Annotated in this window: 22 protein-coding genes and 1 pseudogene; 4 read left to right on the top strand and 19 right to left on the bottom strand. The window is 62.8% G+C overall.

The genetic code is table 11. From position 1 onward, the window contains the following. Positions 1–42 precede the first annotated feature (42 nt). The 7 genes from ACVJ5M_RS17685 to deoC all read right to left on the bottom strand — a co-directional run bounded on the left by ACVJ5M_RS17685 (position 43) and on the right by deoC (position 8,227). Positions 43–1,482 carry an extracellular solute-binding protein gene (locus ACVJ5M_RS17685; protein WP_354097551.1) on the bottom strand — a complete coding sequence of 480 codons (1,440 nt, stop codon included), beginning with the start codon at positions 1,480–1,482 and terminating at the stop codon, positions 43–45. A gap of 49 nt (positions 1,483–1,531) precedes the next feature. After that, a complete protein-coding gene (locus ACVJ5M_RS17680; protein ID WP_354076187.1) occupies positions 1,532–2,569 on the bottom strand; it encodes a carbohydrate ABC transporter permease in 1,038 nt (345 codons plus the stop codon). Beyond that, the gene (locus ACVJ5M_RS17675) at positions 2,566–3,441 is read right to left on the bottom strand and encodes a carbohydrate ABC transporter permease (RefSeq protein ID WP_354097434.1); all 876 of its coding nucleotides are present in this window, start codon (positions 3,439–3,441) and stop codon (positions 2,566–2,568) included. Before ACVJ5M_RS17675 ends, ACVJ5M_RS17680 begins: the two co-directional genes overlap by 4 nt. A gap of 7 nt (positions 3,442–3,448) precedes the next feature. Next, a complete protein-coding gene (gene rbsK / locus ACVJ5M_RS17670) occupies positions 3,449–4,372 on the bottom strand; it encodes a ribokinase (RefSeq protein ID WP_354097433.1) in 924 nt (307 codons plus the stop codon). 5 nt (positions 4,373–4,377) lie between these two features. After that, the gene (locus ACVJ5M_RS17665) at positions 4,378–4,833 is read right to left on the bottom strand and encodes an RbsD/FucU family protein (protein ID WP_354097432.1); all 456 of its coding nucleotides are present in this window, start codon (positions 4,831–4,833) and stop codon (positions 4,378–4,380) included. 83 nt (positions 4,834–4,916) lie between these two features. Then, complete coding sequence (locus ACVJ5M_RS17660) at positions 4,917–7,307, bottom strand: aldehyde dehydrogenase family protein (RefSeq protein ID WP_354097431.1); 2,391 nt, start codon at positions 7,305–7,307, stop codon at positions 4,917–4,919. Between the two features lie 2 nt (positions 7,308–7,309). After that, the gene (gene deoC, locus ACVJ5M_RS17655) at positions 7,310–8,227 is read right to left on the bottom strand and encodes a deoxyribose-phosphate aldolase (RefSeq protein WP_245344240.1); all 918 of its coding nucleotides are present in this window, start codon (positions 8,225–8,227) and stop codon (positions 7,310–7,312) included. Positions 8,228–8,567: 340 nt separating this feature from the next. Here deoC and ACVJ5M_RS17650 point away from each other — a divergent pair, with 340 nt between their 5' ends. Next, positions 8,568–9,362 (top strand): DeoR/GlpR family DNA-binding transcription regulator, encoded by a 795-nt coding sequence (locus tag ACVJ5M_RS17650; RefSeq protein ID WP_354097430.1) that lies wholly within the window; start codon positions 8,568–8,570, stop codon positions 9,360–9,362. An 80-nt stretch (positions 9,363–9,442) separates the two neighbouring features. Here ACVJ5M_RS17650 and ACVJ5M_RS17645 read toward each other — a convergent pair whose 3' ends face one another. From ACVJ5M_RS17645 to ACVJ5M_RS17635, 3 genes are all read right to left on the bottom strand, one after another. Next, entirely contained in the window at positions 9,443–10,552 is a 1,110-nt protein-coding gene (locus tag ACVJ5M_RS17645) for a substrate-binding domain-containing protein (protein WP_247309287.1), read from the bottom strand. 146 nt (positions 10,553–10,698) lie between these two features. Continuing rightward, positions 10,699–11,691, bottom strand: coding sequence for an ABC transporter permease (locus ACVJ5M_RS17640; RefSeq protein WP_028151194.1), 993 nt, complete (start codon positions 11,689–11,691; stop codon positions 10,699–10,701). Next, complete coding sequence (locus tag ACVJ5M_RS17635; RefSeq protein ID WP_231142299.1) at positions 11,688–13,268, bottom strand: sugar ABC transporter ATP-binding protein; 1,581 nt, start codon at positions 13,266–13,268, stop codon at positions 11,688–11,690. The genes ACVJ5M_RS17640 and ACVJ5M_RS17635 overlap by 4 nt, the downstream gene beginning before the upstream one ends. Before the next feature lie 421 nt (positions 13,269–13,689). On the opposite strand from ACVJ5M_RS17635, the pseudogene ACVJ5M_RS17630 reads away from it, so the two are divergent. After that, positions 13,690–14,109, top strand: a pseudogene (locus ACVJ5M_RS17630) (hypothetical protein). A 17-nt stretch (positions 14,110–14,126) separates the two neighbouring features. Here the strand turns inward: ACVJ5M_RS17630 and ACVJ5M_RS17625 are convergent. The 9 genes from ACVJ5M_RS17625 to ACVJ5M_RS17585 form a co-directional block, all read right to left on the bottom strand. Beyond that, positions 14,127–15,530: an amidase gene (locus ACVJ5M_RS17625; RefSeq protein WP_354099763.1), complete on the bottom strand. Its 1,404-nt coding sequence runs from the start codon at positions 15,528–15,530 to the stop codon at positions 14,127–14,129. An 86-nt stretch (positions 15,531–15,616) separates the two neighbouring features. Beyond that, entirely contained in the window at positions 15,617–16,378 is a 762-nt protein-coding gene (locus tag ACVJ5M_RS17620; protein WP_354097427.1) for an SDR family NAD(P)-dependent oxidoreductase, read from the bottom strand. A 47-nt stretch (positions 16,379–16,425) separates the two neighbouring features. Further along, positions 16,426–17,151, bottom strand: a complete 726-nt coding sequence (locus ACVJ5M_RS17615; RefSeq protein WP_038942017.1) for an ABC transporter ATP-binding protein — start codon at positions 17,149–17,151, stop codon at positions 16,426–16,428. Next, on the bottom strand, positions 17,141–17,860 hold the full coding sequence (locus tag ACVJ5M_RS17610; protein ID WP_354097426.1) for an ABC transporter ATP-binding protein: 720 nt from the start codon (positions 17,858–17,860) through the stop codon (positions 17,141–17,143). Before ACVJ5M_RS17610 ends, ACVJ5M_RS17615 begins: the two co-directional genes overlap by 11 nt. A gap of 2 nt (positions 17,861–17,862) precedes the next feature. After that, positions 17,863–18,936: a branched-chain amino acid ABC transporter permease gene (locus ACVJ5M_RS17605; RefSeq protein ID WP_354097424.1), complete on the bottom strand. Its 1,074-nt coding sequence runs from the start codon at positions 18,934–18,936 to the stop codon at positions 17,863–17,865. 12 nt (positions 18,937–18,948) lie between these two features. Beyond that, positions 18,949–19,815 carry an ABC transporter permease subunit gene (locus tag ACVJ5M_RS17600; RefSeq protein WP_063982320.1) on the bottom strand — a complete coding sequence of 289 codons (867 nt, stop codon included), beginning with the start codon at positions 19,813–19,815 and terminating at the stop codon, positions 18,949–18,951. A 98-nt stretch (positions 19,816–19,913) separates the two neighbouring features. Further along, positions 19,914–21,155, bottom strand: coding sequence for an urea ABC transporter substrate-binding protein (locus ACVJ5M_RS17595; RefSeq protein WP_071912298.1), 1,242 nt, complete (start codon positions 21,153–21,155; stop codon positions 19,914–19,916). 34 nt (positions 21,156–21,189) lie between these two features. Further along, a complete protein-coding gene (locus ACVJ5M_RS17590; protein WP_354097422.1) occupies positions 21,190–22,188 on the bottom strand; it encodes an acetamidase/formamidase family protein in 999 nt (332 codons plus the stop codon). 17 nt (positions 22,189–22,205) lie between these two features. Then, complete coding sequence (locus ACVJ5M_RS17585; protein ID WP_354097421.1) at positions 22,206–23,606, bottom strand: amidase; 1,401 nt, start codon at positions 23,604–23,606, stop codon at positions 22,206–22,208. 409 nt (positions 23,607–24,015) lie between these two features. Between ACVJ5M_RS17585 and ACVJ5M_RS17580 the strand changes: the two genes are divergently transcribed. Beyond that, a complete protein-coding gene (locus ACVJ5M_RS17580) occupies positions 24,016–25,191 on the top strand; it encodes a transporter substrate-binding domain-containing protein (protein ID WP_028151205.1) in 1,176 nt (391 codons plus the stop codon). Next, the gene (locus ACVJ5M_RS17575) at positions 25,188–25,775 is read left to right on the top strand and encodes an ANTAR domain-containing response regulator (protein ID WP_354097420.1); all 588 of its coding nucleotides are present in this window, start codon (positions 25,188–25,190) and stop codon (positions 25,773–25,775) included. Before ACVJ5M_RS17580 ends, ACVJ5M_RS17575 begins: the two co-directional genes overlap by 4 nt. The last annotated feature ends 214 nt before the right edge of the window (positions 25,776–25,989 follow it).

Raw genomic sequence — 25,989 nt, 5'->3', positions numbered from 1 at the left:
GGATGATGCTCACGCATCATCCGGGGCAGTCTCCGCGGGAAGCTAGTTCTTCGGTGAGAGGCCCATCGCCGCGCGATAGGCGGCGAGCTGCTTCGCGCGGCCGAACTCATCGGTCAGGCGATTCCATTCCTTCGCGACCGCGTCCAGCGCGGCCTGCGGCGTGGTCTGGCCGGCCAGCGCCTTGCCAAGCTCAATCTCCACAACCTCGGTGTAGGAGAAATAGCCGGGCAAACGCATGTCGAGCGCAACGTTCTTGCCGTTAATGGAGTCGGCCTGGGCGCCGAGATATTCCTTGGCTTCCGTCGGCGAGAAGATCTTGCTCCACAACTCCAGATTCGTGGTGTGCGACTTGCGGTATGGGTTGACACCCGTGCCACCGGTAATCGCGGCCTTGCCGGAGACTTCAGGGCTTGTCAGCGTCTTGACGAAATCCCATGCCGCCTGCTGGTTCTTGCCCACCTTTGGCACGGCAATCTGCCAGCCTCCGAATGCCATGAAGGGTGCCGGCAGCACTGCCGGAAACTTGTCCCACTTCTTGGTTTTGGCGTTCCATATCTCGTCAGAGCCGGGCAGCACCGCAGAGCCCACCTTGCCGGAGATCTTCGATTGCTTGGGGTCGGCGGCGATCACGCCGGTGTCGCCCCAACCGATCGACTCGGCCACCTGGCCGCCGGCCACGGCGGCATTGACCTCGCCGAACGAAAAGTTCAGCGCATTGGGCGGGCCAAGCTTGGAAGCGCGAATATATTCCTCCAATCCCTTCACCCAGCCCGGATTGTTGATCTGGGCATCCATCGTTTCGGGGTCGAAGAACATCGCGCCCGGATAGTTCGGGTTGTTGGCATAGGCCGCCGCGTGGCTGAAGAAGAACCAGAACTGCTGGCCACCGCGACGGAAGGCCTCCGCCGTGCCCCAGAGTCCCTTGTCGGGGCGCTGAAAGAACTCCGCGATGTCGAGATATTGCTTCCAGGTCTTTGGCGGCGCCAGGTCGTAGCCGTACTTGGCCTTGAAGGCGTCCTTCTCCTTGGGATCGCTGAACAGGTCGGTGCGATAGGTGTAGGTGTGAACGTCGCCGTCCATCGATTGCGAATAGATCTTGCCTTCCCACACCATCAGGCGCTCACGGTAGGCCGGCTCGACATCGTCCCAATCCTTGCCGGACTGCATCTCTTTCGGCATCTCGCTGAGATAGGTGACGAAGTCGGGCAGCCAGGCCGGCGCAAAGCTGACCAGATCGAACGTCGCGTCCGATCCGGTAAGCGATGTAACGATCTTCGGGTAGAGCTCCGACCAGGGGAACTCGACCACATTGACCTTGCCGCAGGTCTTCTTGGTCCATTCGTCCGCGCCGAGCTTGAGCGCGGAGGCTATATACGGTCCGGTCTGCGACGCCACAGTCAGGGTGACGCCGGAGTAATCCGGGCTACAGGCAGCGTTCGCCTGGCTCGCGGTGCAAGCCATCGCGAGCGAGGTGGTCAGCATCAGAAACGTCCGTCGCAACATCGTCCAGTCCTCCCTACATAGGTTTTTGCTATTTGATTGCTCCGAGCAGCAGGCCCGACCGCATCATGCGGCTGAGCAGACCTGCCATGATCATCATCGGAATGATGGCGACGAGCGCCGCGGCCGAGATCGCCCACCATTCGTCGCCGCGCTGGCTGTTCTGTCCCGCCACCAGGATCGGCAGCGTCTGCCATCTGGAATTGGTCAGGAACAGCGCGAACAGGAACTCGTTCCAGACGAAGGCGAGCGTGATCATGAAAGTCGCCAGCAGTCCGTTCATCGACATTGGCACCACGATGCCGAGGAAGATGCGCCAACTTGGCACGTTGTCGACCATCGCGGCTTCTTCGACCTCGATCGGAATGGCCTCGAAAAAGTCGCGCATCAGCCAGACCACGATCGGCAGCGAGAACGCGACGTAGCACAGCGTCAGGCCGACATAGCTGTCGATGAGCTGGAAGCCGAGCCGGCCGATTTCGCTGTAGAGGAGATACAGCGCGAAGGCCGTGACGATCGGCGGAAACATGCGCTGGCTGACGAACCAGAACAGGATGTCTTCATTGCCGAGGATCGGCCCCGGCAGCGGCAGGCGGTTGGCCAGGATTGCAGCGACAAGCGCGATCGGGAACGCCAGCAGCAGCGCCTGCGCGCGAGTGAATCCGAGCGAATTATTGAACAGCAGATAGCCGCCGAGCGCGAGCAGGAAGAAGATCAGGCCGGCACCGAAGCGCACCCTGAATTCGAACCGCACCAGCGCATAGGCCGCCATTGCGCCGACGGCAGTCGCGATCGCCGCCGCCGACAAGCCAACGATTGTCGAGTTCAAAAAGGTCCGGAAGAACTCGCCGCGGATACCCTGATAGAGATCAATGAAGGGCTGCAGGGTCGGCGTGAAATCGACGAACGGAATATAGGTCGGGCCGCCGACCACGCCCGGCGGGGTCTTGAACGCCGTCACGACCACCCAATAGAGCGGAAACGCCGTGATCAGGCACCATGCGAAGACACCGGCCGCGACCAGGCGGCGGCTCCAGCGCGACAGTCCGGTAAGGCCCTGCCCGCTCATCGGTGCTTCTCCAGATGCGGCCGCAGCAGCGCCAGATAGGTGACGCCAATGATCGTGATGGCGATCAGGAACAGGAAGCTGAGCGCCGACGTGTAGCCGAGATTGAACTTCTTGAAACCCTCCTGATAGGCGAACAAGGTCAGGGTCTCGGTGTCCACACCCGGTCCGCCGCCCGTCATCACGAATACGGTGTCCATGATCTTGTAGCTCTCGATCAGGCGGATGAAGACGACCGCGGCGGAGATCGGCAGCATCATCGGAAAGGTGATGCCCCAGAACTGTTGCCAGGCGCTGGCGTTCTCGAGCTCGGCCGCCTCGTAGACATCTTCGGGGAGCGTTTGCAGGCCAGCCAGCATCATCAGGATCACGAACGGGGTCCACTGCCAGATCTCAACAGCGATGATGCAGGCGAGCGCCCAATGACCGTTGGTGAGGAACGGCAGGTTCGCCATGCCGAACATGGACAGGAACTGGTTGAGCGGCCCCATGGTCGGATTGAAGATCATGCGAGCAACAAGCGCGACCGCAACCGGGGCCAGAAGCATGGGCAGCAGCAAGGCCACGCGAAATAGCCGTTCGCCCGGAACGCGCGCGTTCAGCGCGAGCGCAACGCCAAACCCGATCACGTATTGCAACCCGACGGCAATGAACGCGATCAGCGTCGTCGTGAAGATCGCATTCCAGAAGCGCGGCTCTTGCAGGAGCGTAGCATAATTGCCGAACCACACGACCCGCGGCGGGATCGGCGGAACCAGGCGATAGCTGAGGAAGCTCGTGGTCAACGAATAGATCAGCGGAAAGATCGAGATCGCCAGCACGACGAGCACCGCCGGCCAGATGAAGACATGCTTGATCGGATCGTTCCGCATCATGAGCAGATCATCCCTTCAACAGGGCTTCAATCTCAGCGCGCCGCGGCATGGCAGGCGCAGTCCCCGCGCGCGTCACGGAAATCCCCGCCGTGGCGGAACCGAAGCGCGCCGCTTCCAGGGGATCGGCGCCGCCCGCAAGCGCTGCAGCGAAGCCGCCGACGAATGCATCGCCCGCGCCCGCGGTTTCGACCACCTTGCCGGCGGCGAACGGGGGCACGTGTAGCGAGCGATCTCGCCCGTGAAACAGCGCCCCGCGTTCGCCGAGCGTGATCAGCGCGGTGCCCGCTCCCTTGGCCACCAACGCTTCGCCGGCGCGCCGGGCGCCGGCAAGATCGCTCACCGCGATCCCCGTCAGCGCTTCCGCCTCGGTCTCATTGGGAACGACGTAGTCGCACAAGGCAAACAGGCCATCGTCGAATTTGACCGCAGGTGCGGGGTTGAACACGGTAATGCTGCCCGCAGCGCGCGCGATCTCGAGCCCGCGCTGCGCGGCCGCGACCGGTTGCTCGAGCTGTGTCACGAAGACGCGGCTGGTGCGGATCGCATCCGCCGCCGCATCGACGTCGGTGGGGCTGAGACCGTCGGCCGCTCCGCTCACCACGATGATGGCGTTGTCGCCGCGCGTCTCGTGGACATAGATGAAGGCCGCGCCGGTCGGCGCCTCCGAAGTCCTGACGACCCGCGGTCGAATGCCCTCGGTTTCCCACGTCTTGATGGCAAGATCACCGAAGGCGTCGCGGCCGATCCGGGAGATGAAGGTCACATCTGCGCCTGCGCGCGCAGCGGCCACGGCCTGGTTCGACCCCTTGCCGCCTGGTCCCATGGCAAATCCCGAGCCGGCGATCGTTTCACCGATCGCGGGCATGTTGCCGGCCCGGAAGGCCAGATCGACGACGAAGATGCCGAGCACTGCGACACCAGTCTTGCTCATGGTCGTCACTCTCCGTCCGGCGCGATGACGCCCTTGGAAAACAGGAAGCAGCCGTAGAAGCGCCGCTCTCCAGTGGCGATCACGCAGTAGGCCGTCTTGGCCTTTTCATAGAAGGCATGGCGCTCGACCCCGACCAGCGGCCAGGAGCGTCCCTCGGCGCGGTCGATCGCGACCTGCACCTCGCGCTGCACCGGCGGCACCTCCTGGGGCTGGCCAACAATCTCCATGCGGATTGCGGCATCGTCGACGAACGTATCGAGCGGCAGCACCGAGAGGATGGCTTCGATCGCCTTTGCCGTACTGACGTTGTCGATGCGAAGCAGCTCGCCGAACACGGTCTGGCGCGCAATGGAGTCGGCAGGAAAATTGGTGTCGCACACCACGAGGCGGTCCCCGTGCCCCATTGCGCGCAAGGCATAAAGCACGTCGGCATTGAGCAGTGGATTGATGCCCTTGAGCATGTTGCGTCCCTCCCTTGTCTTCAAAAAATCGCCCGAACTCTGATGGTCCGGATGCCAACCCGTTTCACCGCAAGGTGACGTCTTTAGTCCCCATAGGGAATCCAGATGTTCTTCACCTGCACCGCGTGGCGGAGCAGGATCGGACCTTCGCTCGCCACCCGGTCGTACCAATCGAGCGCCAGCCCGTGGTCGACCAGCGTGCGCTTGAGGTTGCCGATCGACAGCCGCTCCGCAGCCGTCGAGGCCTCCTGCGAGCCGAACACCCAGAGCGCATCGACGTCGTCATGCTCGGCAAGGACCTTTGCGAGCGCATCGCGCTCGCCGGTGACGATATTGACGACGCCTGCCGGCACATCCGACGTCTCCAGCACCTGATAAAAATCGGTCGCTGCAAGCGGATGCCGCTCGCTTGGGACGGCGACGACGCGGTTGCCCATCGCAATCAACGGTGCCACCAGGCTGATGAAGCCCAGCAACGGGGCCTCGTCCGGACAGGCCACCCCGACCACGCCGATCGGCTCGTGCATGGCAAGCGCCACGCCGCGCAACGGCGGTGCATGGATCGTCCCCTCGTATTTGTCGGCCCAGGCCCCATAGCTGAACAGCCGTTCGATACTCGCCTCGACCTCCGTGCGCGCCTTGGCGGGCGAAACGCCGGTCATATCACCGATGCGCCGGGCGAACTCATCGCCACGCGCGGACAGATTCTCGGCAAGGTAGTAGAGGATTTGGGCGCGATTATGCGTCGTCGCCCGCGCCCACCCCTCGGCCGAGCGCGCAGCGGCCACCGCGTTACGGATATCCTTGCGATTGCCCTCGCCGGCTTCGCCGAGGTGCTTCCCCTTCGGCGACAGCACCGCGCGCGAATAATTTCCGTCGGGACGAACCTGCTTGCCGCCGACGAACAGCTTGGCGGTCCGGTCGATCGACGGCGTGCCAAATCCGGCGCCGTCGTTAGAAGCCGCTGGGGATGGCGGCGGCACCTTCGCCCGCGCCTTCCGCCCGCTCCAGGCCTTCGGCTTGAGATATTCGTAGAGACCTTCCCGGCCGCCCTCGCGACCGAAGCCGGACTCGCGATAGCCGCCGAAGCCGACGCTGGCATCGAACAAATTGGTCGCATTGACCCAGACCACGCCGGCCTGAAGCTTCGGCGCGATATCGAGCGCCAGCCCGATGGTCTCGCTCCACACGCTGGCGGCAAGGCCATAGCGCGTGTTGTTGGCGAGCATCACCGCCTCGTCCGGCGTGCGGAACGTCATCGCGACCAGCACCGGGCCAAAGATCTCCTCGATCGCCACGGTCGATGACGGATGTACGTTCCAAAGCAAGGTGGGGGGATAGAAGCATCCCTCAGCGGGGATCGGCCCCGGCGCCTGATACTTCTCAGCGCCCTCCTTGACGCCGGTTTCGACCAGCGCCTTGATCCGCTCGAGCTGCACCGGTGCGACCACCGCGCCCATGTCGATCGCCTTGTCGAGCGGCGGACCCACACGCAGCGTCTCCATGCGGCGGATGAGGCGCTTGCGGAATGTCTCTGCGATCCCTTCCTGCAGCAGAAGCCGCGATCCGGCACAACAGACCTGGCCCTGGTTGAACCAGATCGCATCGACCACGCCTTCCACGGCGCCATCGATGTCGGCGTCGTCGAACACGATGAACGGCGACTTGCCGCCGAGCTCGAGCGTCAGCGACTTCCCGCTGCCTGCGGTCGACTGACGGATCAACCGCCCGACCTCGGTCGACCCCGTGAAGGCGATCTTGTCGACACCGGGATTTTCGACCAGCAACGCGCCGGTGGCGCCATCACCCGTCACCACATTCAACACGCCGGGCGGCAGGCCGGCTTCCGCCGCGAGCTCGGCGAACAGCAGCGCGGTGAGTGACGTGAACTCTGCCGGTTTCAGCACCACGGTGTTGCCGGTCGCCAGCGCGGGCGCGATCTTCCAGGCCAGCATCAGCAGCGGAAAGTTCCAGGGGATGATCTGGCCGATCACGCCGACCGGGACATGGTCGGCGAATTCGCGGTCCTGCAATTGCGCCCAGCCGGCGTGATACAGGAAGTGGCGCGCGGCGAGCGGCACGTCGAGATCGCGGGTTTCCCTGATCGGTTTGCCATTGTCGATCGCTTCCAATACCGCAAACAGACGAGCATGACGTTGCAGCATGCGCGCCAGCGCATAGAGATGACGGGCACGACCGTGACCACCGAGCTTTGCCCATGACGACTGCGCCGATCGCGCGGCGCCGACGGCAGCCTCGACATCCGCTGCGATGCCTTGCGCGATCTTGGCCAGCGTCTTTCCGGTGGCCGGCTCGATCGTCGCCAGATGCTTGCCCGAAGCCGGCGCGACGAATTTACCGGCAATGAAATGCCCAAACGTCGCGTCGTGCCGCTTCAGCCAGGCGCGCGCCTCGCCGTCCGCCTCGGGAGCGGGACCATAATCCATGGTCTCGTAGTAATGTGCGATACTCATGCTCAGCCCACGGGATGACGGTTGAAGGCCGAGTAGCGGCCGGTGACGTGATGCTCGAGCTGGCGCTCGATGTCGGCGAGCAGACTCGAGGCGCCGACGCGGAAAAGATCCGGCTCGAGCCAATCGCGTCCCAACTCCTCCTTCATCAGGAACTGGTAGTTGAGCACATCCTTCGCCGTCGAGATTCCGCCGGCCGGCTTGAAGCCGATCTTGAAGCCCGTGCGCTCCTCATAGACCCTGATCATGCGCAGCATCGCCAGCGTCACCGGCAGCGTGGCATTGACGCCTTCCTTGCCGGTGGAGGTCTTGATGAAGTCCGCGCCGGCCATCATGCAGACCATCGACGCCTTGGCGACGTTGCGCAGCGTTTTGAGGTCACCGGTTGCCAGGATCGTCTTCAGATGCGCATCGCCGCAGGCCGCGCGGAAATCCCGGACCTCGGCGTAGAGAGCGCGCCAATCTCCGGTCAGCACATGCTCACGCGTGATGACGATGTCGATCTCCTGCGCACCGTCCCTGACGGACGCCTCGATCTCCTTGAGTTTCAGATCGTGAGGCACGAGGCCTGCCGGAAATCCAGTCGAAACCGCAGCGACCGGAATGTCATACCCATCGAGCGCTTCGACCGCGGTTGCGACGAAGCGGTGATAGACGCAGATCGCGCCCGTGTGCAGCCGGCGCCCGGCAAAACCGAGTGCCTCGAGGAGGTCACTTCGTATCGGGGCCCTCGCCTTGGCACAGAGGCGCTTCACCCGTTCGGCCGTATCGTCGCCGTTGAGTGTCGTCAGGTCGATGCAGGTGATCGCCTTGAGCAACCACGCCGCCTGCGCGTCCTTCTTGACGGTGCGCCGGCCCGGCAGGCTCGCAACGCGGCGCTCGGCGGCGGACAGATTGATCCGGATATCGTCGACCCAGTCCATCTCGAGCGCGCGGCCGCTGTTGCGCGCGATCGGATGCGGATGATTGTGATCCCGCGCATGGGGCTGCGCCGGCACCGCGGATGGATTTGATATCAAGACGCCCTGCGCCATCGGTACGCCGCGCAATGCTAGCGAATCGGCTGAAACGGCAGATAGACTGAATGTGCCGATTGCAACATGCGATCCTCCCATCCCTTGGCCGCCGGCGCTTCTGCTGCCTTCCGTCGCCGACAGCGAAACACCCTTCGGGCCAAATGTTATTATTGTAACAGATTGACGTTGCTAAACTCACATCATTGTAAGATCATTGTCAACCGGATAAGCAAGCTCGGTGACGAAAATGACTGAAACACCGATCGCACGCCCCAGCGAGACCCGCGTCCAACGGCTGCAACGGCTGCGACGCGCCGTCGAGACGAGCGGCGCACTGCATCTGAAGGACGCCGCAGAGCTGCTGAAGGTGTCGGAGATGACCGTCAGGCGCGACCTTGCCGGGCCCGAGGCGGCGCTCGCCCTGCTCGGCGGCTACGTCGTCAACGCGGCGTCGCCGACCGGGATCAAGTACACATTCGAACAGGAAATCGACCAGCACACACAGGACAAGCGCCTCGCCTGCCGATCCGCAGCCGCCTCGATCAAGGAAGGTGACACCATCTTCATCGACTGCGGCACCACGATGCAGTCGCTGGCGGATTGCCTGCCTGAGGACATGCCTCTTTCGGTGATCTGCTATTCGCTGAACGTCGCCTCGATCGTCACCCACCGGCCAGCGACGCAGGTGATGTTGATGGGCGGGCTCTACCATCCGTCGTCGCAGTCGTTCTCGTCGGATGACGGCCTGTCCTACCTGCGGCGGCTCGGGGTTAACAAGGCTTTTATCTCGGCCGGCGGCCTGCACTGGACCCGCGGCGCCAGCTGCTCGAATTTTCACGAAGTCGCCATCAAGCAGGCCGTCATCGCTACCGCGATGGAGAGCATCCTCGTGGTCGACGCCAGCAAGCTCGGCAGCCTCAAGCCGGCGTTCTTCTCCGACGTCAGCTCATTCTCGCGGATCATCGTCGGTGGCTCCGTGTCGGCAGACACGCGCAAGCACTTCCGCAGCCTTCCCGTCGAATACGTCACCAGCACGGCCTGATCCGGACGGGGGCTGGTTCGCCCGGATCAGGCTTACTGAGCGATGCGCGGTCTCGGTGGATCGCACATCGCTGTTTCAGGCTAGTTGCAGGCGGGCTTCGCCTTTTTGCAGGCATCCGTCAGCTCGGCCGGCGGGTCCTTCTTGAATACGGTCTTGTAGGACTCCAGCACGTTCGACTGCGTCACCGGCAGCGACTGCACACCGATCCAGCCAGGCGTTTCCTTACCCAGCAGCGCGTTCATCATCGCCATCGCCTCGGCGACGCCCTGGTCGTAGGGACGCTGCGAGCCGGTCGCCTTCAGCGGCCCGCCCTTGGCAATCTCGATCGCCGATTGCAGACCGAGGTCGACCGTCGTCATGGGAATATCGATGCCCTGAGCCCGCATCGAGCTCAGCGTGTCGAGCGCCGGTTGATCCCACACCGCGTACAGTCCCTTGACGTCGGGATTGCCGGTCAGGAAGTCGCCCGCGATCTGCGAGACCTTCGGCGGATCGGTGAAGTCGACCTGCTTCATCTTGATGTCAGGGCGGTTTGCTTTCATCCACTCCCGCACGCCCTTGGTGCGCTCGTTGGTGCTGAAATAGTCGACGCCGAAATTGACGAGACCGATGGTGCCGCCCTGCGCCACGCAGGATGCCAGGATCTGTGCCGCGATCTGGCCATTGCCCTGGCTATCGGCCGAGACCATCGTCGCATATTCCTCGGGATGCTTCAGACCAGTCGGGATGCTGTCCATCAGCACGAGCTTGATGCCGGCTTTGGCGATCTTCTTGTAGGTCGGCGCGGTCGCGGTGAAATCGACCGGAATCGAAATGATGCCGTCCGGATGCTGCTGGATCGTGTTCTCGATATCGGCGATCTGCTTGTCCACCTGATATTCGGCGGACGCGACGCCCGTCACCGTCACGCCGTACTTCTTCAGCGTATCGGTGATGCCCTGGATCTGGAGCTGCGACCAGTCGAGGTTGACCGTCTGCATGGAGATGCCGACCTTGAAGTTCTTCTCCTTGATCTTGGCGGCGTCGGCCTCCGACAGCGCGAGCACCTCGGGGGAAGCCGCCTTTTCGCCGTGGGGTCCCTGGCCGACGATCGACTTCGGCCCGAGCTTCGCGAGATCGACACCCTTGACGCAGGTCGCGGGTACTTCGGCGCGAGCCGACGGGATCATCGAGAGGGCGGCAGCGGCCACCAACGCAGTCAAAGGCAAGGTTTGTCGCAAGATTGGTTTCATTGTTCCTCCATTTTTTGGTCGCCGATTCACCGGAGGGCCAGCGACCTTGCCCCTACCCACGCAGCGCAATGAACTTGTTGTTCAGGCGCTGCGCCTGACGTCGACTAGCGTTTCGTGAAAGCAACCGCGGCAACGATGATCGCGCCCTTGATCACGAGCTGCATCGGCGAGCTCACGCCGAGCAGAACAAGGCCGTTGTTGAGCGTGCCGATGATCAAGCTGCCGAACAGTGTTCCCAGGATGTAGCCGCGCCCGCCGAACAGGCTGCAGCCGCCGAGGATCACCGCGGCGATGACGTCGAGCTCCATGCCCTGCACGACATCTGGCCGCGCGGCATGTGAACGCGCCGACAGCACCAGCGCCGCCAATCCGGCCAGCGTGCCGGTCAGGACAAAGGCCGCAGTCGTGATCCGTTTGGTGTTGATGCCGGAATAGAGCGCCGCGGTCGGGTTGCCGCCGACCGCATAGATGCGCCGGCCGAACACGTTATAGTGCAGCAGCAGGATGCCGATAATCATCGCCGCCAATGTCCAGGCGATCGGAACTGGTATGCCGAGGAATGTGCCTTCGCCAAAGATCGCGAAATAGGTCTCGTTGGTGATGATCACCGGCTTGGTGTTGGTCACCATCATCGCCAGTCCCCGCGCCATGCTCAGCGAGCCCAGCGTCACCAGGAACGACGGGATCGATAGCTGCGTGGTCAAGATGCCATTGAGCAGCCCGACCAGCGCGCCGGTACCGAGCCCGGCCACGGCGCCCACGATCCAGCTGTTGTTGATCTGGCTCATCGCGAGAGCAGCCGCCATGCCCGACAGCGCCAGCGTCGAGGCAACCGACAGATCGATCTGACGCGCGATGATGATGAAGGTCATGCCGACCGCGATGATCGACACCAGCGTGGTCTGGCGCCCGATGTTCAGGAAATTGTCGACCGAGAGAAACCAGGGCGAAGACAGGCTGAACACGACCAGCAGGATCACGAAGGCGATGTACAGCATGTACGGCCGCTCGCCCCGCAGCAAATTCTGGAGAATCTTGCGGCGGCGATCAGATCGGGTCGACGAGGCGACCACGTTGGGAGCAGTCAGTTCGGTCATGCGGGAAGCTCTTGCAAGTGGCCCGGCCCGGAGGCCTGGTACATCTGGAGGAGATGATGCAGCTCTTCGGCATCATCGATCTCGCCACGCGACAGCGTACGAGCCACACGCCCGTTGACGATCACGGAGATGCGGTCGCAGAGCTCGATCAATTCGACGAGATCGGACGAGACGACCAGGACCCCGCTGCCGTCGCGGACGGCATTCCGGATCACGGCATAGATTTCCTCGCGTGCGCCCACGTCGACGCCGACCGTCGGTTCATCCAGGAGCAGCACGCGCGGCCGCGGATCATTCCATTTTCCGAACACGACCTTTTGCTGGTTGCCGCCGGAGAGCGTCCTGACCAGGCTGAACGCGCCCGGCGCTTTCACCGAAAGCCTGGCGACCGCGGTTTCCGCACGCCTGGCGGCGGCGCGTTGCTGCATCCAGCCCCAGCGCGAGAAATGGGGAATTCGCGGCAAGGTGACGTTTCGCTCGATCGAATGGTCCAGGACCAGACCCTGCACATGCCGGTCTTCCGGCACCAGCGCGATGCCCTGCTCGATCGCATCGGCAGGCCCTCTCGGCAGCCATCGCCGGCCCTCGATCTCGATTGCGCCGCTCTCGAGCGGCCGGAGGCCAAACACGGTCTCCAAAATCTCCGTGCGGCCGCTGCCGATCAATCCGGCGAGGCCGTGGATCTCGCCCTTCAGCACGGACAGATCGACGGCGCGAAGCCGGTCGTTGGATACGTCGGACAGCGACAGAACCGGCGACGGATCCAATTCACGCTTCGCGACAGGTTCGGTGCGCGGGCCCGTGGGTGCCGATCGATCGGTTCCGACGATCGCGTTCACCAGCCGCTTCATGTCGGTCTCGGCGGTGACAAACGTGCCTGCGTTAGCGCCATCGCGCAGCACCGTGACGCGCTGCGAGATCTCGAACACCTCATTGAGCCGATGGGTCACATAGATCACGCCGACTCCGCGGCGCGTCGCCTTCCCGATCGCATCGAACAGGATCCGGACCTCATCCGATGTCAGCGAGGAGGTCGGCTCGTCGAGGATCAGAAGCCGGACCTCGCCCATCAGCGCCTTGGCGATCTCCGTCATCTGGCGATAGGCAAAAGGCAGCGAGCCGACAGCCGCACTCGCATCCAGGGGAATGCCGAGCGCGTTCAGGAACGCCTCGGCCCTGGCCATCAGCGCGCGCTGCCGGACGAAGCCGAAACGCGCACGCGGCTCACGGCCGAGCAACAGATTGTCCGCAACGCTCAAGGATTCGACGAGGCTGAGATCCTGATAAACGACAGCGATCCCCGCCTCGCGCGACTTCGCCGGGCTGTCGAATTCCACCGGCCTGCCGGCGATCTCGATCGTGCCGCTGTCGAGGGCATGAACACCACTGAGAATCTTGATCAGGGTAGATTTTCCCGCGCCGTTCTCGCCCAGTAGCGCATGGACCTCGCCGGCGCGAACCTCGAGGTTGACGTCACGCAGCGCTCGCACGCCGCCGAAGCGCTTGTTGATGCCACTGACCATCACAAGCGAGGCCGACGACCGAGGTTCTGCTGCAACCGAACCGGACAGTTCCAAACTTTCCTCCCGTCGCCCCGCAAGACGCTGGTACGATGGTGACATATTGTTATTTTTGCAACTTATCCTGTTATAATTCTATCATCTCCGCCGACCTGTCAATGGCGGATCACGTCGCCGGGCCGGATCTAACCCTGGCCCTATCTCGATTTGTGCGGTTGCGAACGTCAGTACAGACAGCCGGCCTTCCCAGCGCGGATCTGTTCAACATCAGGAACGGACCAAAGCTTCACGACGCGCTCCATCCGATCCTGGCGGCAAGCACCCGATCATCCAAGCTAGAGGAGGCAGGCCCCGCGATCGATCAGCGCAAGCGTGTGCCGACAGAAAGGTAGGTGCATAGGCGACGCGTGACAGCCATGGCGATGAGGCGCCCTTAGCCAAGCACACTAGACCGCGCGCGACACCTCGCTCCAATTCTGTGGATGACAATCCCTGCGATACGTCGTCCTCGTCGCGTCATTCCCGCCGCGCGGGATTACGTTCCTCGCCCTCGATCGTGCCGGCCGACCGCATCGACCGCGACATCTATCTGGTGCTTGAAGACGTCGGCGCGCGCTGGTTGCGCCCGGCGCGAGACCGACGAGGCTGACACCAACCTCGAGATCATCCTGCAAATCTGCGGTCCGGCCAGTACGCCTATCCGGTCCGAATTGTATCCTTCAATCCCGTCCAGGGGTTGTCGCGGGATGCGACTTCCGAGGTCGCAGACGCACTGGCTCGGCGTGCAGCCGACACCGACGCTGAGATCTCGTCGGCACTGCAGGACTTCATCGCCGCTAACGCCACAAAGCGCTTGGGCATGCAGCCAGCGCTGCGCCTTCGACTTCAGACACGTTAAAATGCCTTTGCTGCCTTTCATTCGATGGAAGCACGCTGCGTATGCCAATCCGTCACTGACTGGAAGGCATACCCGGCGCGGGCAAGCGTATCTTCGGACAGATGCGGACCGACGAGCTGCATGCTGAGAGGCAATCGGTCCGCCGCCATGCCGTTCGGTAGCGTGATAGTCGGGCTGCCCGAGAAGTCGAATACCGCCGTGAAGCGCAGGATGCTGAGCAGCACGTTCGGATCGGCGCCGTATTCGCCCATCTTGGTCAGCGTTGGGATCGGCACGGGCATGGTGGGAATCAGGAGCAGGTCAATGTCGCCGAACAGCGCCGCGAGGCTGCCGCAGAACTTCAACCGCTCATGATGGATCTGAGCGATCTCCACGCCATTCATCGACCTGCCCTGCTCGATCAGTTGCGCCAGATCTGGGCCGTATTCCGACTTCCGCGACGGATAGGTTTCGAGATGCGCTTCTGCCGTTTCGATGGAGCACATCGGAATCCACATGCTCACGAGCTTCTCGTAAGCTGGGAACTTGAGCTCACGAATATCGGCGCCGAGGTCCGCAAGCGTACGCTCCGCTTCCAGCAAGGCGGCGACCACCTGCGGATCGATCCCGTCCTGCGTGTAGCTGCGGTCCACGCCAATCCGTAAGCCCCGCACGCCGTCACCGATCCCCGCAAGATAGTTCGGCACCGGCGCCTGAAGGGCGGTTGGATCATTGACGTCTGCGCCCGCGATGACGCCGAGCATGGCCGCGGCATCGGCTGCGCTCCGGCACATCGGCCCGACATGATCGAGAGAGTCAGCCAGCGGGAAGACGCCGTGGCGGCTCACACGTCCCCAAGTGGGTTTGATCCCGGTCAGCCCGCCCGTCGCCGACGGAAACCGGATCGAGCCGCCGGTGTCGCTGCCGATCGAGCCAAAGCAAAGTCCCGCCGAAGTGGCCACGCCCGATCCGCTTGAGGAGGAGCCGACCCAGTAGTCGGTCCCCCAGGGATTGAGCGGCGCCTGGTCGTCGGGATGATGGCTCGTATAGGCGCCCTCGGTCATTTTTAGCTTGCCGAGCGTGACGGCGCCGGCGTGTTCGAGCCGGTCCACGATTGTCGCGTTGAAGGAGGGTACGAACCGGGCGTGGATTGTCGTGCCGCCGGCGGTCGGCGCGAAAGTGGTGTAGCAGAGATCCTTCAATCCGATCGGCACGCCGTGCAGCGGCCCGCGCCAGATGCCCTTGGCAAGCTCGGCGTCGCAGCGCTTCGCCTGCGCCATGGCTCGCTCGGCAAGCACCAAGGCATAACCGTGAAACTTGCTATCGAGCTTCGCGATCCGGCTCAGCATTACCTCGGTCACTTTCGAAGGTAGAAGCTCGCCGCGGCGGAACAGCTCGGAGATTTCGATGATCGACTTGTAGTGAATTGGATCTGCTGACATCTGACAGTCCTGCTGTTGTCGGAAACGGCTTCGCCCACCGGCACCGCAGACGGCCCGGTTTCGTGACTGCGCTACTCAGGGAGCGCCTAGAACTGCACGCCGCGCGTGAGGGCACCGTCGACCACGAGGTTGGTCCCCGTGATGAAACTCGCTGCCTTGCTGGCAAGGAACACCGCACCATTCGCCATTTCCTGCGGCGTGCCCATGCGGCCGGTCGGATTCAGCGCCAGCGCGGTCTTGTACAGCTCAGGATTTCCGTCCTTGATCTGATTCCAGACACCGCCCTCGAAATAGGTGTTGCCCGGCGACACCGAATTGGCGCGGATGCCCTTGCTGGCAAGCTGGAAGGCGAGACCTTGCGTATAGTGGATGATCGCCGCCTTGAACGTGCCGTAGGGGCCGCTCGCGAAGTCAACCTCCCGCCCTGAAACGCTGGCGATGGTCACGATCGCCGCGGCCGTGCTCTTCTCGAGATACGGCATCGCCGCATTGACCAGCCGTACGGTGCCCATCATGTCGGTGGAGAATTCCTTCTCCCAGCTCTCCTCGTCCTGTCCGATCGACAGCGCACTGACATTGGCGACCACGACGTCGATGCCGCCAAGCTTCGAGGCCATGTCCTCGACCCAGGCCTTGAGCGCCGGGCCGTTGGAGACATCGACCGAACGACCAAAGGCAGCGACGCCCTTCGCCTTGATCGCGGCGACTGCGCTATCGACGTCGGCCTGGTTGCGCGCGCAGATGCCGACATCCGCGCCTTCCGCCGCGAATGTGTCGGCGATCGCCCTGCCGATCCCCTTGGTGCTGCCGGTGACGAGAACCTTTGCTCCCTTGAGTCCCAGATCCATGTCCATTCCCTCCCTATTGACGATTTGAAAACATGCCATGCGGCCGTTCAGAGCAGGAGCTGCTCGCGGACATTGTCCTCGTTAACCTCGCCACCCGCCAGCGACTGCGCGATCTTGCCCTTCTCCATGATGTAACAACGCTCGGCGATTGCCAGGATCGTGTCGAGGTTCTGCTCGACGAAGATGATGGTGGTCCCGAGCTCGTTCCGGAACGATCTCAGCGCCTCGCAGATGTGCTGGACGATCGAGGGCTGGATACCCTCGGACGGCTCGTCCAGGATCATCAAGGACGGATTGCCGATCAGCGCGCGGCCTATGGCGAGCTGTTGCTGCTCGCCGCCCGACATCGTGCCTGCGGCCTGCCGCCGGCGTTCCTTCAGTCGCGGAAAATACTCATAGACGAGTTCAGGCAGCTTCTTGCCGCCGGGACCGCCGATCAACTCGCCGACCTGCAGGTTTTCCTCGACGGTCATCTGCGGAAAGACATCGCGTCCCTGCGGGATATAGCCGAAGCCCGCCCTCGCCCGCGCGTCGGCTTCGAGCTTTGTTACGTCCTGCTCCATGAAGCTGATCGTGCCACGCCAGGTTTGCAGCAAACCGATCAGGCACCGCATCAGAGTCGACTTGCCGACACCGTTACGGCCGATCACGCCGACAATCTCGCCGCGGGAGACCGACATGGTGACGCCCTGCAGAATCGGCGTCGCACCGTATCCCGCCCATAATTCCGATACGTCCAAAATCCGGTCAGTGGGATTGGGTTCAGTGAGCATGCGTCTTACCGAGATAAATTTCCGCGACTTTCGCGTCCTGCAAAATGCTTTCGAGATCGCCGCGTGCGAAAATCTTGCCGAGATGCAGCACCGTGACGCGCTGGGCGACCTGGCGCACGAAGGCCATGTCATGCTCGACGACAAGGACCGTCATGCCCTCTGCATTGAACGACTTGATCAGCTCGCCGGTCTTGAAGGTTTCCTCCGGCGACATGCCGGCAGTCGGCTCGTCCAGCAGCAGGAGCTGCGGCTTCAGCGCCAGCGCCATCCCGATCTCGAGCCATTGCTGCTGGCCATGCGACAGCGCACCCGCGAGCTTATCGCTGTCCGGCCCCAGGTTGAGCAGAGTCAGCAGGCGATCCTCCTCGGCGATGCGTTTCGCGCCGGACAGTCGTTCCTGGAGCGCAGTCTGGATGTTTTGCCGAACCGGCAGCTCCTTGAACACGCTCGGAGCCTGCATCTTGATGCTCATGCCTCGCTGCACGCGTGAGTAGGGACGCTCCTTGGTGATGTCGACGGTATCGAACAGGATGCTGCCCTGGCTCGGCGGGTAGAGACCCACGATCAGCTTGAACAATGTGCTCTTGCCGGCGCCATTGGGTCCGATCAGGCAGTGGACCTCGCCGGCGTTGACCGTGAGGTCGACGTCGGAGACTGCGGTCAATCCGCCAAAACGCTTGGACACGCCTTTGACTTCGACCAGCGCCATGATCAGGTCTCTTCCGACTGCAAGTGACCAGCCTCCGCCATGACGGAGCTATCATCGCGCCGCCGACGCCCGCTCCACCAGTCGGCAGCAAGCTTGCCGATGCCGAGCACAAAACCCTGCGGCGCCAGCATCACCGTGGCGAGCAGCAGCGCTCCCATCAGCACGAGTGCTGCCTGCTGGCTGTAGACCGTGATGGTCTGAAAGCCGAACAGCAGCAGGAACGATCCGACCAGAGTTGCGGTCAGATCGCTCCGTCCGGAGAAAGCCACCCATACGATGGGCATCGCCGCCGCAGGCAGGCCGATGCTGGACGGCGTAATGAATTGGCCCCAGGACGTGTACAGCGCACCACTCAGCCCTGCGAGGCCGCTGCCGATCACGAAGGTCAGGAGCTGGTATTTCCGGACGTCATAACCCAGCATCTCGGCGCGCTGCGGGTTCTCGCGCGTCGCCACGATGACGTTGCCGATCCCCGAATTCACCAGCATGCGCAACGCGAGATAGACGATCACGATCAGTGCGATCATGACATAGTAGAGCGCCGATCCCTCGATATAGAAGTCGCCGACGGCGAGCGGGTCCATGCCCTTCATGCCGTTGAAGCCATTCAGCCGCGCCGGGCCGATGTGCCATTCCGGCCCCGCCGTCTGGCCGAGGAAGAAGGCAAGCACCAGCGTCGCAGACAGCGTCACGATCCCGAAGAAGATGCCGTTGATGCCACCCCAGATCATGAAATAGCCGAGGATGCCGGCCGCCACCATCGCAAGGACAACGGACAGCGCAAGCGCGGCGATCGTTGCGGTGCCGCCGCCCATGTTAATCGCGAGCACGCCATAACCGTAACCGGCGATGCCGAAGAACAGGGTCTGGCCGAACGACAGCATCCCGCCATAGCCCCACATCAGGCAGAGGCCGAGCGCCATGAATATCCAGATCAGGAAATAGGCGAAATTCCCTACATCATAGGAGTCGGCGAACAGCGGATATGTCAGTGCGCCCGCGAGCACTGCAAGGAAGCAGGACCAGAAGATCTTGCCACGTCCGAGCGTCTGCGGACCTTCCAGCAGCTTGAACATCACAAATTCCCTTTAACGCCCACGACGAACCAGAACGCTGGAGAGCCCCTCGGGCAACACCCGAATGATCAAAATAACGGCGACCAGCATGCCAATCTGTCCGATGATCTGGCCGTAGCTCGCGTTCAGCGCCATCCGGATCATCGCCAGGAACACAGCGGCCGGCGCTGTTCCGAGCAGCACGTTTGCCCCTCCAATTACGACCGTAACGAAGCTTTCGACCACGAAGGTCGCCCCCATGGTCGGGATCAGCGTCATCGTTGGCGCGTAGAGCGCCCCGCAAAGTCCGGCAAGGCCGGTGCCGATCCCGAAGCTGATCGAATAGATTCGGCCCGTTCGCGCGCCCAACGCCTTCGCCATCGCCGCATTCTGCATCGTCGCCCGGGCGATCACACCAAAGCGCGTCTTCATGAAAACGATGTAGAGACCGCCCAGCACGGCCACCGCGCAACCGAACAGCACCAGACGATAAGTCGAAAACGTATAGCCGCCGATTGCGAAGCTTCCTTCGGGCGTTCCGATGCCCCGCACGGCTGAACCGACAATCAGGAGCATCGATTGCGTCACGATGAGGCTGAGCCCCCAAGTGGCGAGCAGAGAATCCAGCGGCCGCTTGTAGAAGCGCCGCACGATCAGGAACTCGACGGCTATACCGATGAGCCCCGCCGTCAGCGCGGCCAGGATCTGGGCAATCGCGAGCGGAACGCCCAGATTCACCAGACCGACGGTGACATAGGCGCCGCACATGATGAACTCGCCATGCGCCATATTGATGACGCCCATCATGCCGAACACGATAGCGAGACCTGCGGCCGAGAGAATGAGGAACGCGAACACGTCGGCGAACTGATAGAATACCGAGAATACTTCAGCCGACATCTTGGTCCCTTTGTCGATCCCGGCGCCGCATCGTTGCGGCGCCGGCCTTTTCCAAGAACGCAACTCTCAATACGAGCAAAATCCGTGCCCGTCAGGCGTCACGACTTCTTCGGGAGATGGCTCGGCGTGTATTGGTCCTTGTCGTTCTTTTTGGTGAGATCGCAACCGATTTCGCCAAGCCAGTACGGCTGGATCGTCCCATAGTCCTTCTCGACCTTCACCTCATGCTTCGGCCCGACCGAGATCAGGCGCATGCGGTGCGAGGTGTGCTGGCTCTTCGGATCGATGCACACCTTGCCTTCGGGAGCGTCGATGCATGCATCGCCGGTCGCGATGACCTTGCGCATGTCGTCGAGCTTGATCGACTTCGCCTTCTCGACCAGCGCCTTGTACATGTAGAGCGCATTATAGGCATTGTAGCCCATGTCGTTGATGTAGAGCTCGTCAGGGAATTTCGCGTGCCAGCGCTTCTTGAACTCGGTAGCCTCTGGCGTGTCGATCTCCTCGAACCAATTCGCAGTCGCATGCATGTTGTTAAGCGCCGGCGGCTTGAACCGCTTGTGCTCGAAGCCGAGCATGACCTTGATCGACGATCCCATCGGCAGATTGAGGTTGGCCGCAGCCGCCTGCTCGAAGAATGAATCCTGGGCAGCGCCGACATTGATCGTAAGCAGCCAATCCGGCTTCGCCTTCTGGATATTCTGGATGGTCTGCGCGAACTGCGACACGCCGAGCGGAATGAACTCCTCGCCGACGACCTCGCCGCCGAGATCCTTCATGATCTTGCGGTTCCACTCCGCCGAAATCTGACCGAAATTGTAATCGGCGGCGATGACATAGACCTTCTTGCCGAACTTCTCGACCATCCATGGAATCAGCGTCGAGAATTGCTGCTCCGGCACCGCGCCCATGCTGATCATGCTGGCGTCGCAGACGCCGCCTTCATACTGGTTGGTGTAGAAATAAGGTGTCGAGGTACGATCGACGATGGGACGCAGCGCCTCGCGCGAGGCCGAGGTGATGCCGCCGATCAGCACGTCGACCTTGTCGCGGTTGAGCAGTCGACGGCCGAACTCCTGATAGCGCGCGTTGTCGCCCTGCGGATCGAGGTGAATCAACTCGATCTGCCGACCAAGGATACCGCCGCTCTTGTTGATCTCCTCGACGGCCAGCTGAGAGCCGTGCAGCTTCGGCATGCCCATGAAGGCGAGGTCGCCTGACACGTCCTCGAGCAGGCCCACCTTCAATGGCGGTTCCGCCGCCCGAGCAACACTCACCCCCGCCGCTGTACCGAGCATAGCGCCGAGCAAGACCATTCCGAGCTTACGTCCCGAATTCATCGTGATATCCCCTGTTTCTGAAAGCGGCTGAATGTCATGGCTTGAGGTAATTCTTCAGGATCGATGCGCCCATCGTGTATTTTGGGTCGACCATGTTGCCGAGGCGCATGCGGCCGGCCTGGCTGAGCAGCATGTAGGCGTCGATCTCGTCGAAGCCGTAATCGGCCGCCATCCACCGCACGAGCTCGCGATAGGCGATACGGGCCGCGTCTTCGAGTGGGCGGGCGCTGCCGATCGTCATGATGAAGTCCTTGGTCTCGAGCCGCGGCCAGGCAAAGCTCCAGTTCTTGATCAGGTCGACCTGCAGCGTGACGGTCGCGCGCTGCTCGAGCGCCACGCCGGAGAGCTCACCGTCGCCTTGCGTCGCATGGCAGTCGCCGACGTAGAGCATCCCGCCGTCGGTATGCACCGGGAAGTAGATGATCGCGCCAGGCGCGACGTCGGGCAGATCCATGTTGCCGCCGTGGTAGTCAGGCTGCAGCGACGAGATCGCCTCGATCTCCGGCGAGACGCCGATGGTGCCGATGAACGGCTCGTAGGGCAGCGTGATCTTGTCGTTCCAGCGTATGCCGTTCCTGTCGACATGCAGCTTCTTCACGCGCTCCGGCAGGGGCGGATTGAGCAGCGCCGTCGAGCTTGTTCCGACCAACCCGCCGAATTCCGGAATGATGCAGGTCGTACCGGCCGGCTGTTCACCCCGCGTCTCGACGTCGCGGATGTAGATCGCGAGGCAATCGCCCTTCTTGGCGCCCTTGACGGCGATCGGCCCGCATTGCGGGTTGAGATAGGGAAAGTTCAGTTTGGCGGTGGGGCTGTCGCTCTCGCTGGTGAGCACACCGCCGAACGCATCCTCCGTCTCGACAACCACCACTCCGCCGGGGTCGATCGACAGGGTCGGCTTTGCATAGGGACCGTAGACGTAGTGGAAGCCGCCCTGCTCTTCGATCGTCAGGCTATGCGTCGCCCCGGTCGCGCCTTTGGCGACCGCACGCTTGGCCATGATGGAATTCTTCACCCAGTCTTCTGCGGGCATATGATTGGCTCCTCAACTCAGATCCCGGGATGACGCTTGTGCCAGTCGGTAACGCGCTGGAACGCATCGCCCGCGCGAACGAGGCCGGCCTCATCGAAATGACGACCGACGAACTGGAAGCCAACCGGACCGCCATTCGCGGCGAAGCCGCCGGGTAGCGTCACGGTCGGGCTTCCCGTCATGTCGAACGGGCATGTGAAGCGAAGCAGGCCTGCGATCAGCGAGGCGTCCTCGCCGAGCGACGCCATCTTGGCTAGGGTCGGCGCGGCGAATGCCTGGGCCGGCACTGCGAGGAGATCGACCGATTCGAACAGAAGGCGGACGGCGCCACGAAACGCTTCGCGCCGGAGCACGATCTTCTGATAGTCCATGCCGGACTGTTGCCGGCCGAGATCGAGCAGGCCAGCGAGTGCCGGGCCGTACTCGTCCTTGCGCGCGGGATAGGTGTCCTCGTGCGCGACGGCGACCTCGATGCCGCAGAGCGGGAACCAGTCGTCGATGACCGCCTTGGGATCGGGGAACGTGATCTCCTTGATCTTCGCGCCGAGATCGGCCGCTACACGCAGACCCTCGGTCAACACCTTGGCCGCATCGCCATCGGTGCCTTCGCTGGTCCAGCGCCGGTCGACGCCGATCGTCACGCCGCGAAGGTCGCCGGACAAACTGGCGAGATAGTCAGGCACGGGCAGCGGAACCGACGTCGTGTCCTTGGGGTCCTGACCCGCGATCACGCCGAGGATGGCGCCGCAATCGACCGCGCTCCTTGCCATCGGGCCGATATGATCCAGCGTCGCCGCAAGCTCGAATGCGCCGTACCGGCTGACGCGTCCCCAGGTCGGCTTGAGCCCGGTGACGCCGTTAGCCGCGGACGGAAAACGGATTGATCCGCCCGTATCGGTGCCGAGCGAGCCGAAGCAGAGGCCCGCCGCGGTAGCGACGCCGGAGCCGCTCGAGGATGCGCCGGGCCAGAGATCCGCGTTCCACGGGTTCTTCGGTGGGTCGATCTTCGGGTGATGATCGGCGTAGGCGCCCTCGGTTTGCTGCAGCTTGCCGAGGATGATGGCGCCGGCATCCTTCAACCGCGCAACTACCGTTGCATCTTCGGAGGGACGGAAATCTCGATGAATGGTCATGCCATGGGCCGCCGGCGCGCCCTTGGCCCAGCAGAGATCCTTGACCGCCACTGGCACACCATGCAGCGGCCCCTTGATCTTGCCGGAAGCGATCTCCTTCTCGGCCGTGGCAGCGTCCGCGAGCGCCGAGTCAGCCATCACATAAGCAAAACTCTTGAGCTTGCCGTCGAGCTTCTCGATCCGCCCGAGCATCGCTTTGGTCGCTTCGACCGGCGACAGCTCCTTCGCCTGGATCTTCCGCCCGACGTCGACGAGTCCGAGATAGTGGAGATCTGTTGCCGCCATCGTTCTTCATCCTCACACTCGATGTGACGCGCGGTCGTCTCCGCGCATGCGTCACCGTTCTGGCGACGCGGACGCATCGCCAGCTTCCTTGGCGGCAAACGAAAAAAGCCACCCGTCCCTCCCGAATGAGGCGACGAATGGCTCAAATGCCGCGGCTATGATCTGTCGCTTAGGGGCCGCAATCGAACGAAGCACTTAGTGCAAGGAGCTGGACGTCATCGGCCAGATCGGCGCACGCGAGGTTCGACAGGTAGCCCTGTAGGAGAAAAGTCTAAGTAACTGCCCATCGCATTGTCAACGATGCTCTCTGCCTAAATTTCGATAGTGCTGCGCAGCAAAACGGCAAGCCACTTGCACTGTCATCGCCGATGATGATTTCATCTTCGCGTTGCACTACCGAAAGTCGTCAATGACAAAACCGTCTGTTCCCGTTGGCATCATCTGCTCGCAGTCCGGGCCATATCAGGCTATGGGCCGCGAGATCCTCAAGAGCGCGATGATGGCGGTCGACGAGATCAACAACCAGACGGAGTTCGGCTTCTCGATTGCCGCTCATATCCGCGATCCTCGCGGCATCATCTCCGAATACCATACGGTCTGCGACGATCTCATCCGCAATGTCGGCGTCGAGCACATCATCGGCTGCTACACGTCGGCGTCGCGCAAACAAGTTCTGCCGATCGTGGAGCGCACCGATCGCCTGCTCTGGTATCCTGCGCGCTACGAGGGCTTCGAGTGCTCCGACAACGTCATTTATGTCGGCGCCTCGCCCAATCACAACGTCCTGCCGCTCGTCCGGTACGTGCTCGACAATCTGTCACGGGAGATCTTCTGCGTCGGCTCCAACTACGTTTGGACATGGGAGACCAATCGCGTCACCCGGGAGTTGGTCAGCGCGGCAGACGGCCACATCCTGGCCGAACGGCTACTCGAACTCGGCGAAAGCGCCGTCGGGCACATCGTCGACGAGATCGTCCGCCGCAAGCCGCCGATCGTCTTCAACACGTTGGTCGGAAGCTCGAGCTACGACTTCATTCGCGCCTTCCACGCCGGCACCAAGGCCGCCGGGCTCGAGATTCCGATGCTGAGCTGCAGCCTGTGCGAACCGGAACTGTCGATCGTCGGACCGGCGTCGGCCGGCTGCATCACGTCATCGGCCTATTTCGAGAGCATTCGCCTGCCGGAGAACCGCGCATTCGTTGCACGCTGGAAGGCGCGCTATGGCGACGACAGCAGCCCCTCGGTCGACGGGCAGTCCGCCTATGTCGCCGTCTATCTGCTGGCGCGCGCGTTGCAGCGCGCTGGCACATCGAGTATCGCCGAGGTGCGGCGCGCCGCGGCCGGCCATCGCTACAATTCGCCGCAAGGACCGGTCTGGATCGACGGCGGCAACAATCATTGCGTCCTTACACCGCGGCTTGCCGTTTCCAATCCGCGAGGACAGTTTGATATCTTCTGGGAAGCCGACGCGCCTGTTAAGCCTGATCCTTACCTGACGCAGCTCGACGTTGCCGTCAGCCCTTCGAGGGAGACCTCGGCGGGCGGCGCATTGCCGAATGCGCCGCATTTGCGGGTTGTAAAATGAGCAGACCGTCTTCATTTTCGCTGCGCGGGCGTAAGGCAATCGTCGCCATCAAGGACGAACGCGACGCAACCATCGTGCGACGCCAGTTCGAGCGTCTTGGGGTCGACAGCATCGCGTGGGAGCCGACAGAGGCGATCGACTTCGCGCCGGATCTGGCGTTGATCGATGACGAGTTCCTGCCTTTGACGCAACCGGCACGACGCGCGTTCCTGGGACGCTGCCCGGTGATCGCCCTGCTCGGCACCGAAACGCCGAGCCGGCTGAAGCTAGTATTCGAGCTCGATCCGGCCTCGTTCCTGGTCAAGCCGTTGCGCTCGGCCGGCATCTACGCGGCGCTCGTCATGGCAATCGAGCGAAGCGAACGCACCAGCGAATTGAAGCAGCAGGTGGTCAAGCTCGAGCAGCGTCTTCGGTCGCGTCGCGTCGTGCTCGCCGCCGTTCTCCAGGTGATGCACTCGCACGCGCTCGCAGAACCAGCCGCCTTTGCGCTGATCCGCAAAGCCGCCATGGAACAACGCAAGACGATCGAAGAGCTTTCGGCGGAGATTACCGCCAAGGGCATGCTCCCGCGCGCAACCGGCTAGCTCACTTCCATACGTGTGTATTCCTCACCGCACTTCGCCTGACCAACCGGCAATGGTGGGGCGTAGGCTGATCTACGCCGAATGGCCCAAGTTTCGCGAGGACATCGTGACCGGGTTCAGAGTTGCGGAAGCGAGCTTTGAGTCCAGTCTCTACAGTCTGTACAAGACCTGAGTGGAGTCTATTCACGAGCTTGCCGGTCGAAATAGTGCCCTG

The sequence above is a fragment of the Bradyrhizobium sp. S3.7.6 genome (genome assembly GCF_054061875.1).
This window is presented reverse-complemented; position numbering and strand designations above follow the sequence as displayed.

Excerpts from the sequence above, each read along its gene's own strand:
- rbsK (WP_354097433.1), bottom strand. The coding sequence starts at position 4,372 with ATGAGCAAGACTGGTGTCGCAGTGCTCGGCATCTTCGTCGTCGATCTG.
- ACVJ5M_RS17610 (WP_354097426.1), bottom strand. The coding sequence starts at position 17,860 with ATGGCGCTGGTCGAAGTCAAAGGCGTGTCCAAGCGTTTTGGCGGATTG.
- ACVJ5M_RS17620 (WP_354097427.1), bottom strand. The coding sequence starts at position 16,378 with ATGGATCTGGGACTCAAGGGAGCAAAGGTTCTCGTCACCGGCAGCACC.
- ACVJ5M_RS17680 (WP_354076187.1), bottom strand. The coding sequence starts at position 2,569 with ATGAGCGGGCAGGGCCTTACCGGACTGTCGCGCTGGAGCCGCCGCCTG.
- ACVJ5M_RS17625 (WP_354099763.1), bottom strand. The coding sequence starts at position 15,530 with ATGTCAGCAGATCCAATTCACTACAAGTCGATCATCGAAATCTCCGAG.
- ACVJ5M_RS17585 (WP_354097421.1), bottom strand. The coding sequence starts at position 23,606 with ATGGCGGCAACAGATCTCCACTATCTCGGACTCGTCGACGTCGGGCGG.
- ACVJ5M_RS17685 (WP_354097551.1), bottom strand. The coding sequence starts at position 1,482 with ATGCTGACCACCTCGCTCGCGATGGCTTGCACCGCGAGCCAGGCGAAC.
- ACVJ5M_RS17590 (WP_354097422.1), bottom strand. The coding sequence starts at position 22,188 with ATGCCCGCAGAAGACTGGGTGAAGAATTCCATCATGGCCAAGCGTGCG.
- ACVJ5M_RS17595 (WP_071912298.1), bottom strand. The coding sequence starts at position 21,155 with ATGAATTCGGGACGTAAGCTCGGAATGGTCTTGCTCGGCGCTATGCTC.
- ACVJ5M_RS17575 (WP_354097420.1), top strand. The coding sequence starts at position 25,188 with ATGAGCAGACCGTCTTCATTTTCGCTGCGCGGGCGTAAGGCAATCGTC.
- ACVJ5M_RS17640 (WP_028151194.1), bottom strand. The coding sequence starts at position 11,691 with ATGACCGAACTGACTGCTCCCAACGTGGTCGCCTCGTCGACCCGATCT.
- ACVJ5M_RS17580 (WP_028151205.1), top strand. The coding sequence starts at position 24,016 with ATGACAAAACCGTCTGTTCCCGTTGGCATCATCTGCTCGCAGTCCGGG.
- ACVJ5M_RS17615 (WP_038942017.1), bottom strand. The coding sequence starts at position 17,151 with ATGCTCACTGAACCCAATCCCACTGACCGGATTTTGGACGTATCGGAA.
- ACVJ5M_RS17605 (WP_354097424.1), bottom strand. The coding sequence starts at position 18,936 with ATGTTCAAGCTGCTGGAAGGTCCGCAGACGCTCGGACGTGGCAAGATC.
- deoC (WP_245344240.1), bottom strand. The coding sequence starts at position 8,227 with ATGGACTGGGTCGACGATATCCGGATCAATCTGTCCGCCGCCGAGCGC.
- ACVJ5M_RS17600 (WP_063982320.1), bottom strand. The coding sequence starts at position 19,815 with ATGTCGGCTGAAGTATTCTCGGTATTCTATCAGTTCGCCGACGTGTTC.
- ACVJ5M_RS17675 (WP_354097434.1), bottom strand. The coding sequence starts at position 3,441 with ATGATGCGGAACGATCCGATCAAGCATGTCTTCATCTGGCCGGCGGTG.
- ACVJ5M_RS17665 (WP_354097432.1), bottom strand. The coding sequence starts at position 4,833 with ATGCTCAAGGGCATCAATCCACTGCTCAATGCCGACGTGCTTTATGCC.
- ACVJ5M_RS17650 (WP_354097430.1), top strand. The coding sequence starts at position 8,568 with ATGACTGAAACACCGATCGCACGCCCCAGCGAGACCCGCGTCCAACGG.
- ACVJ5M_RS17660 (WP_354097431.1), bottom strand. The coding sequence starts at position 7,307 with ATGAGTATCGCACATTACTACGAGACCATGGATTATGGTCCCGCTCCC.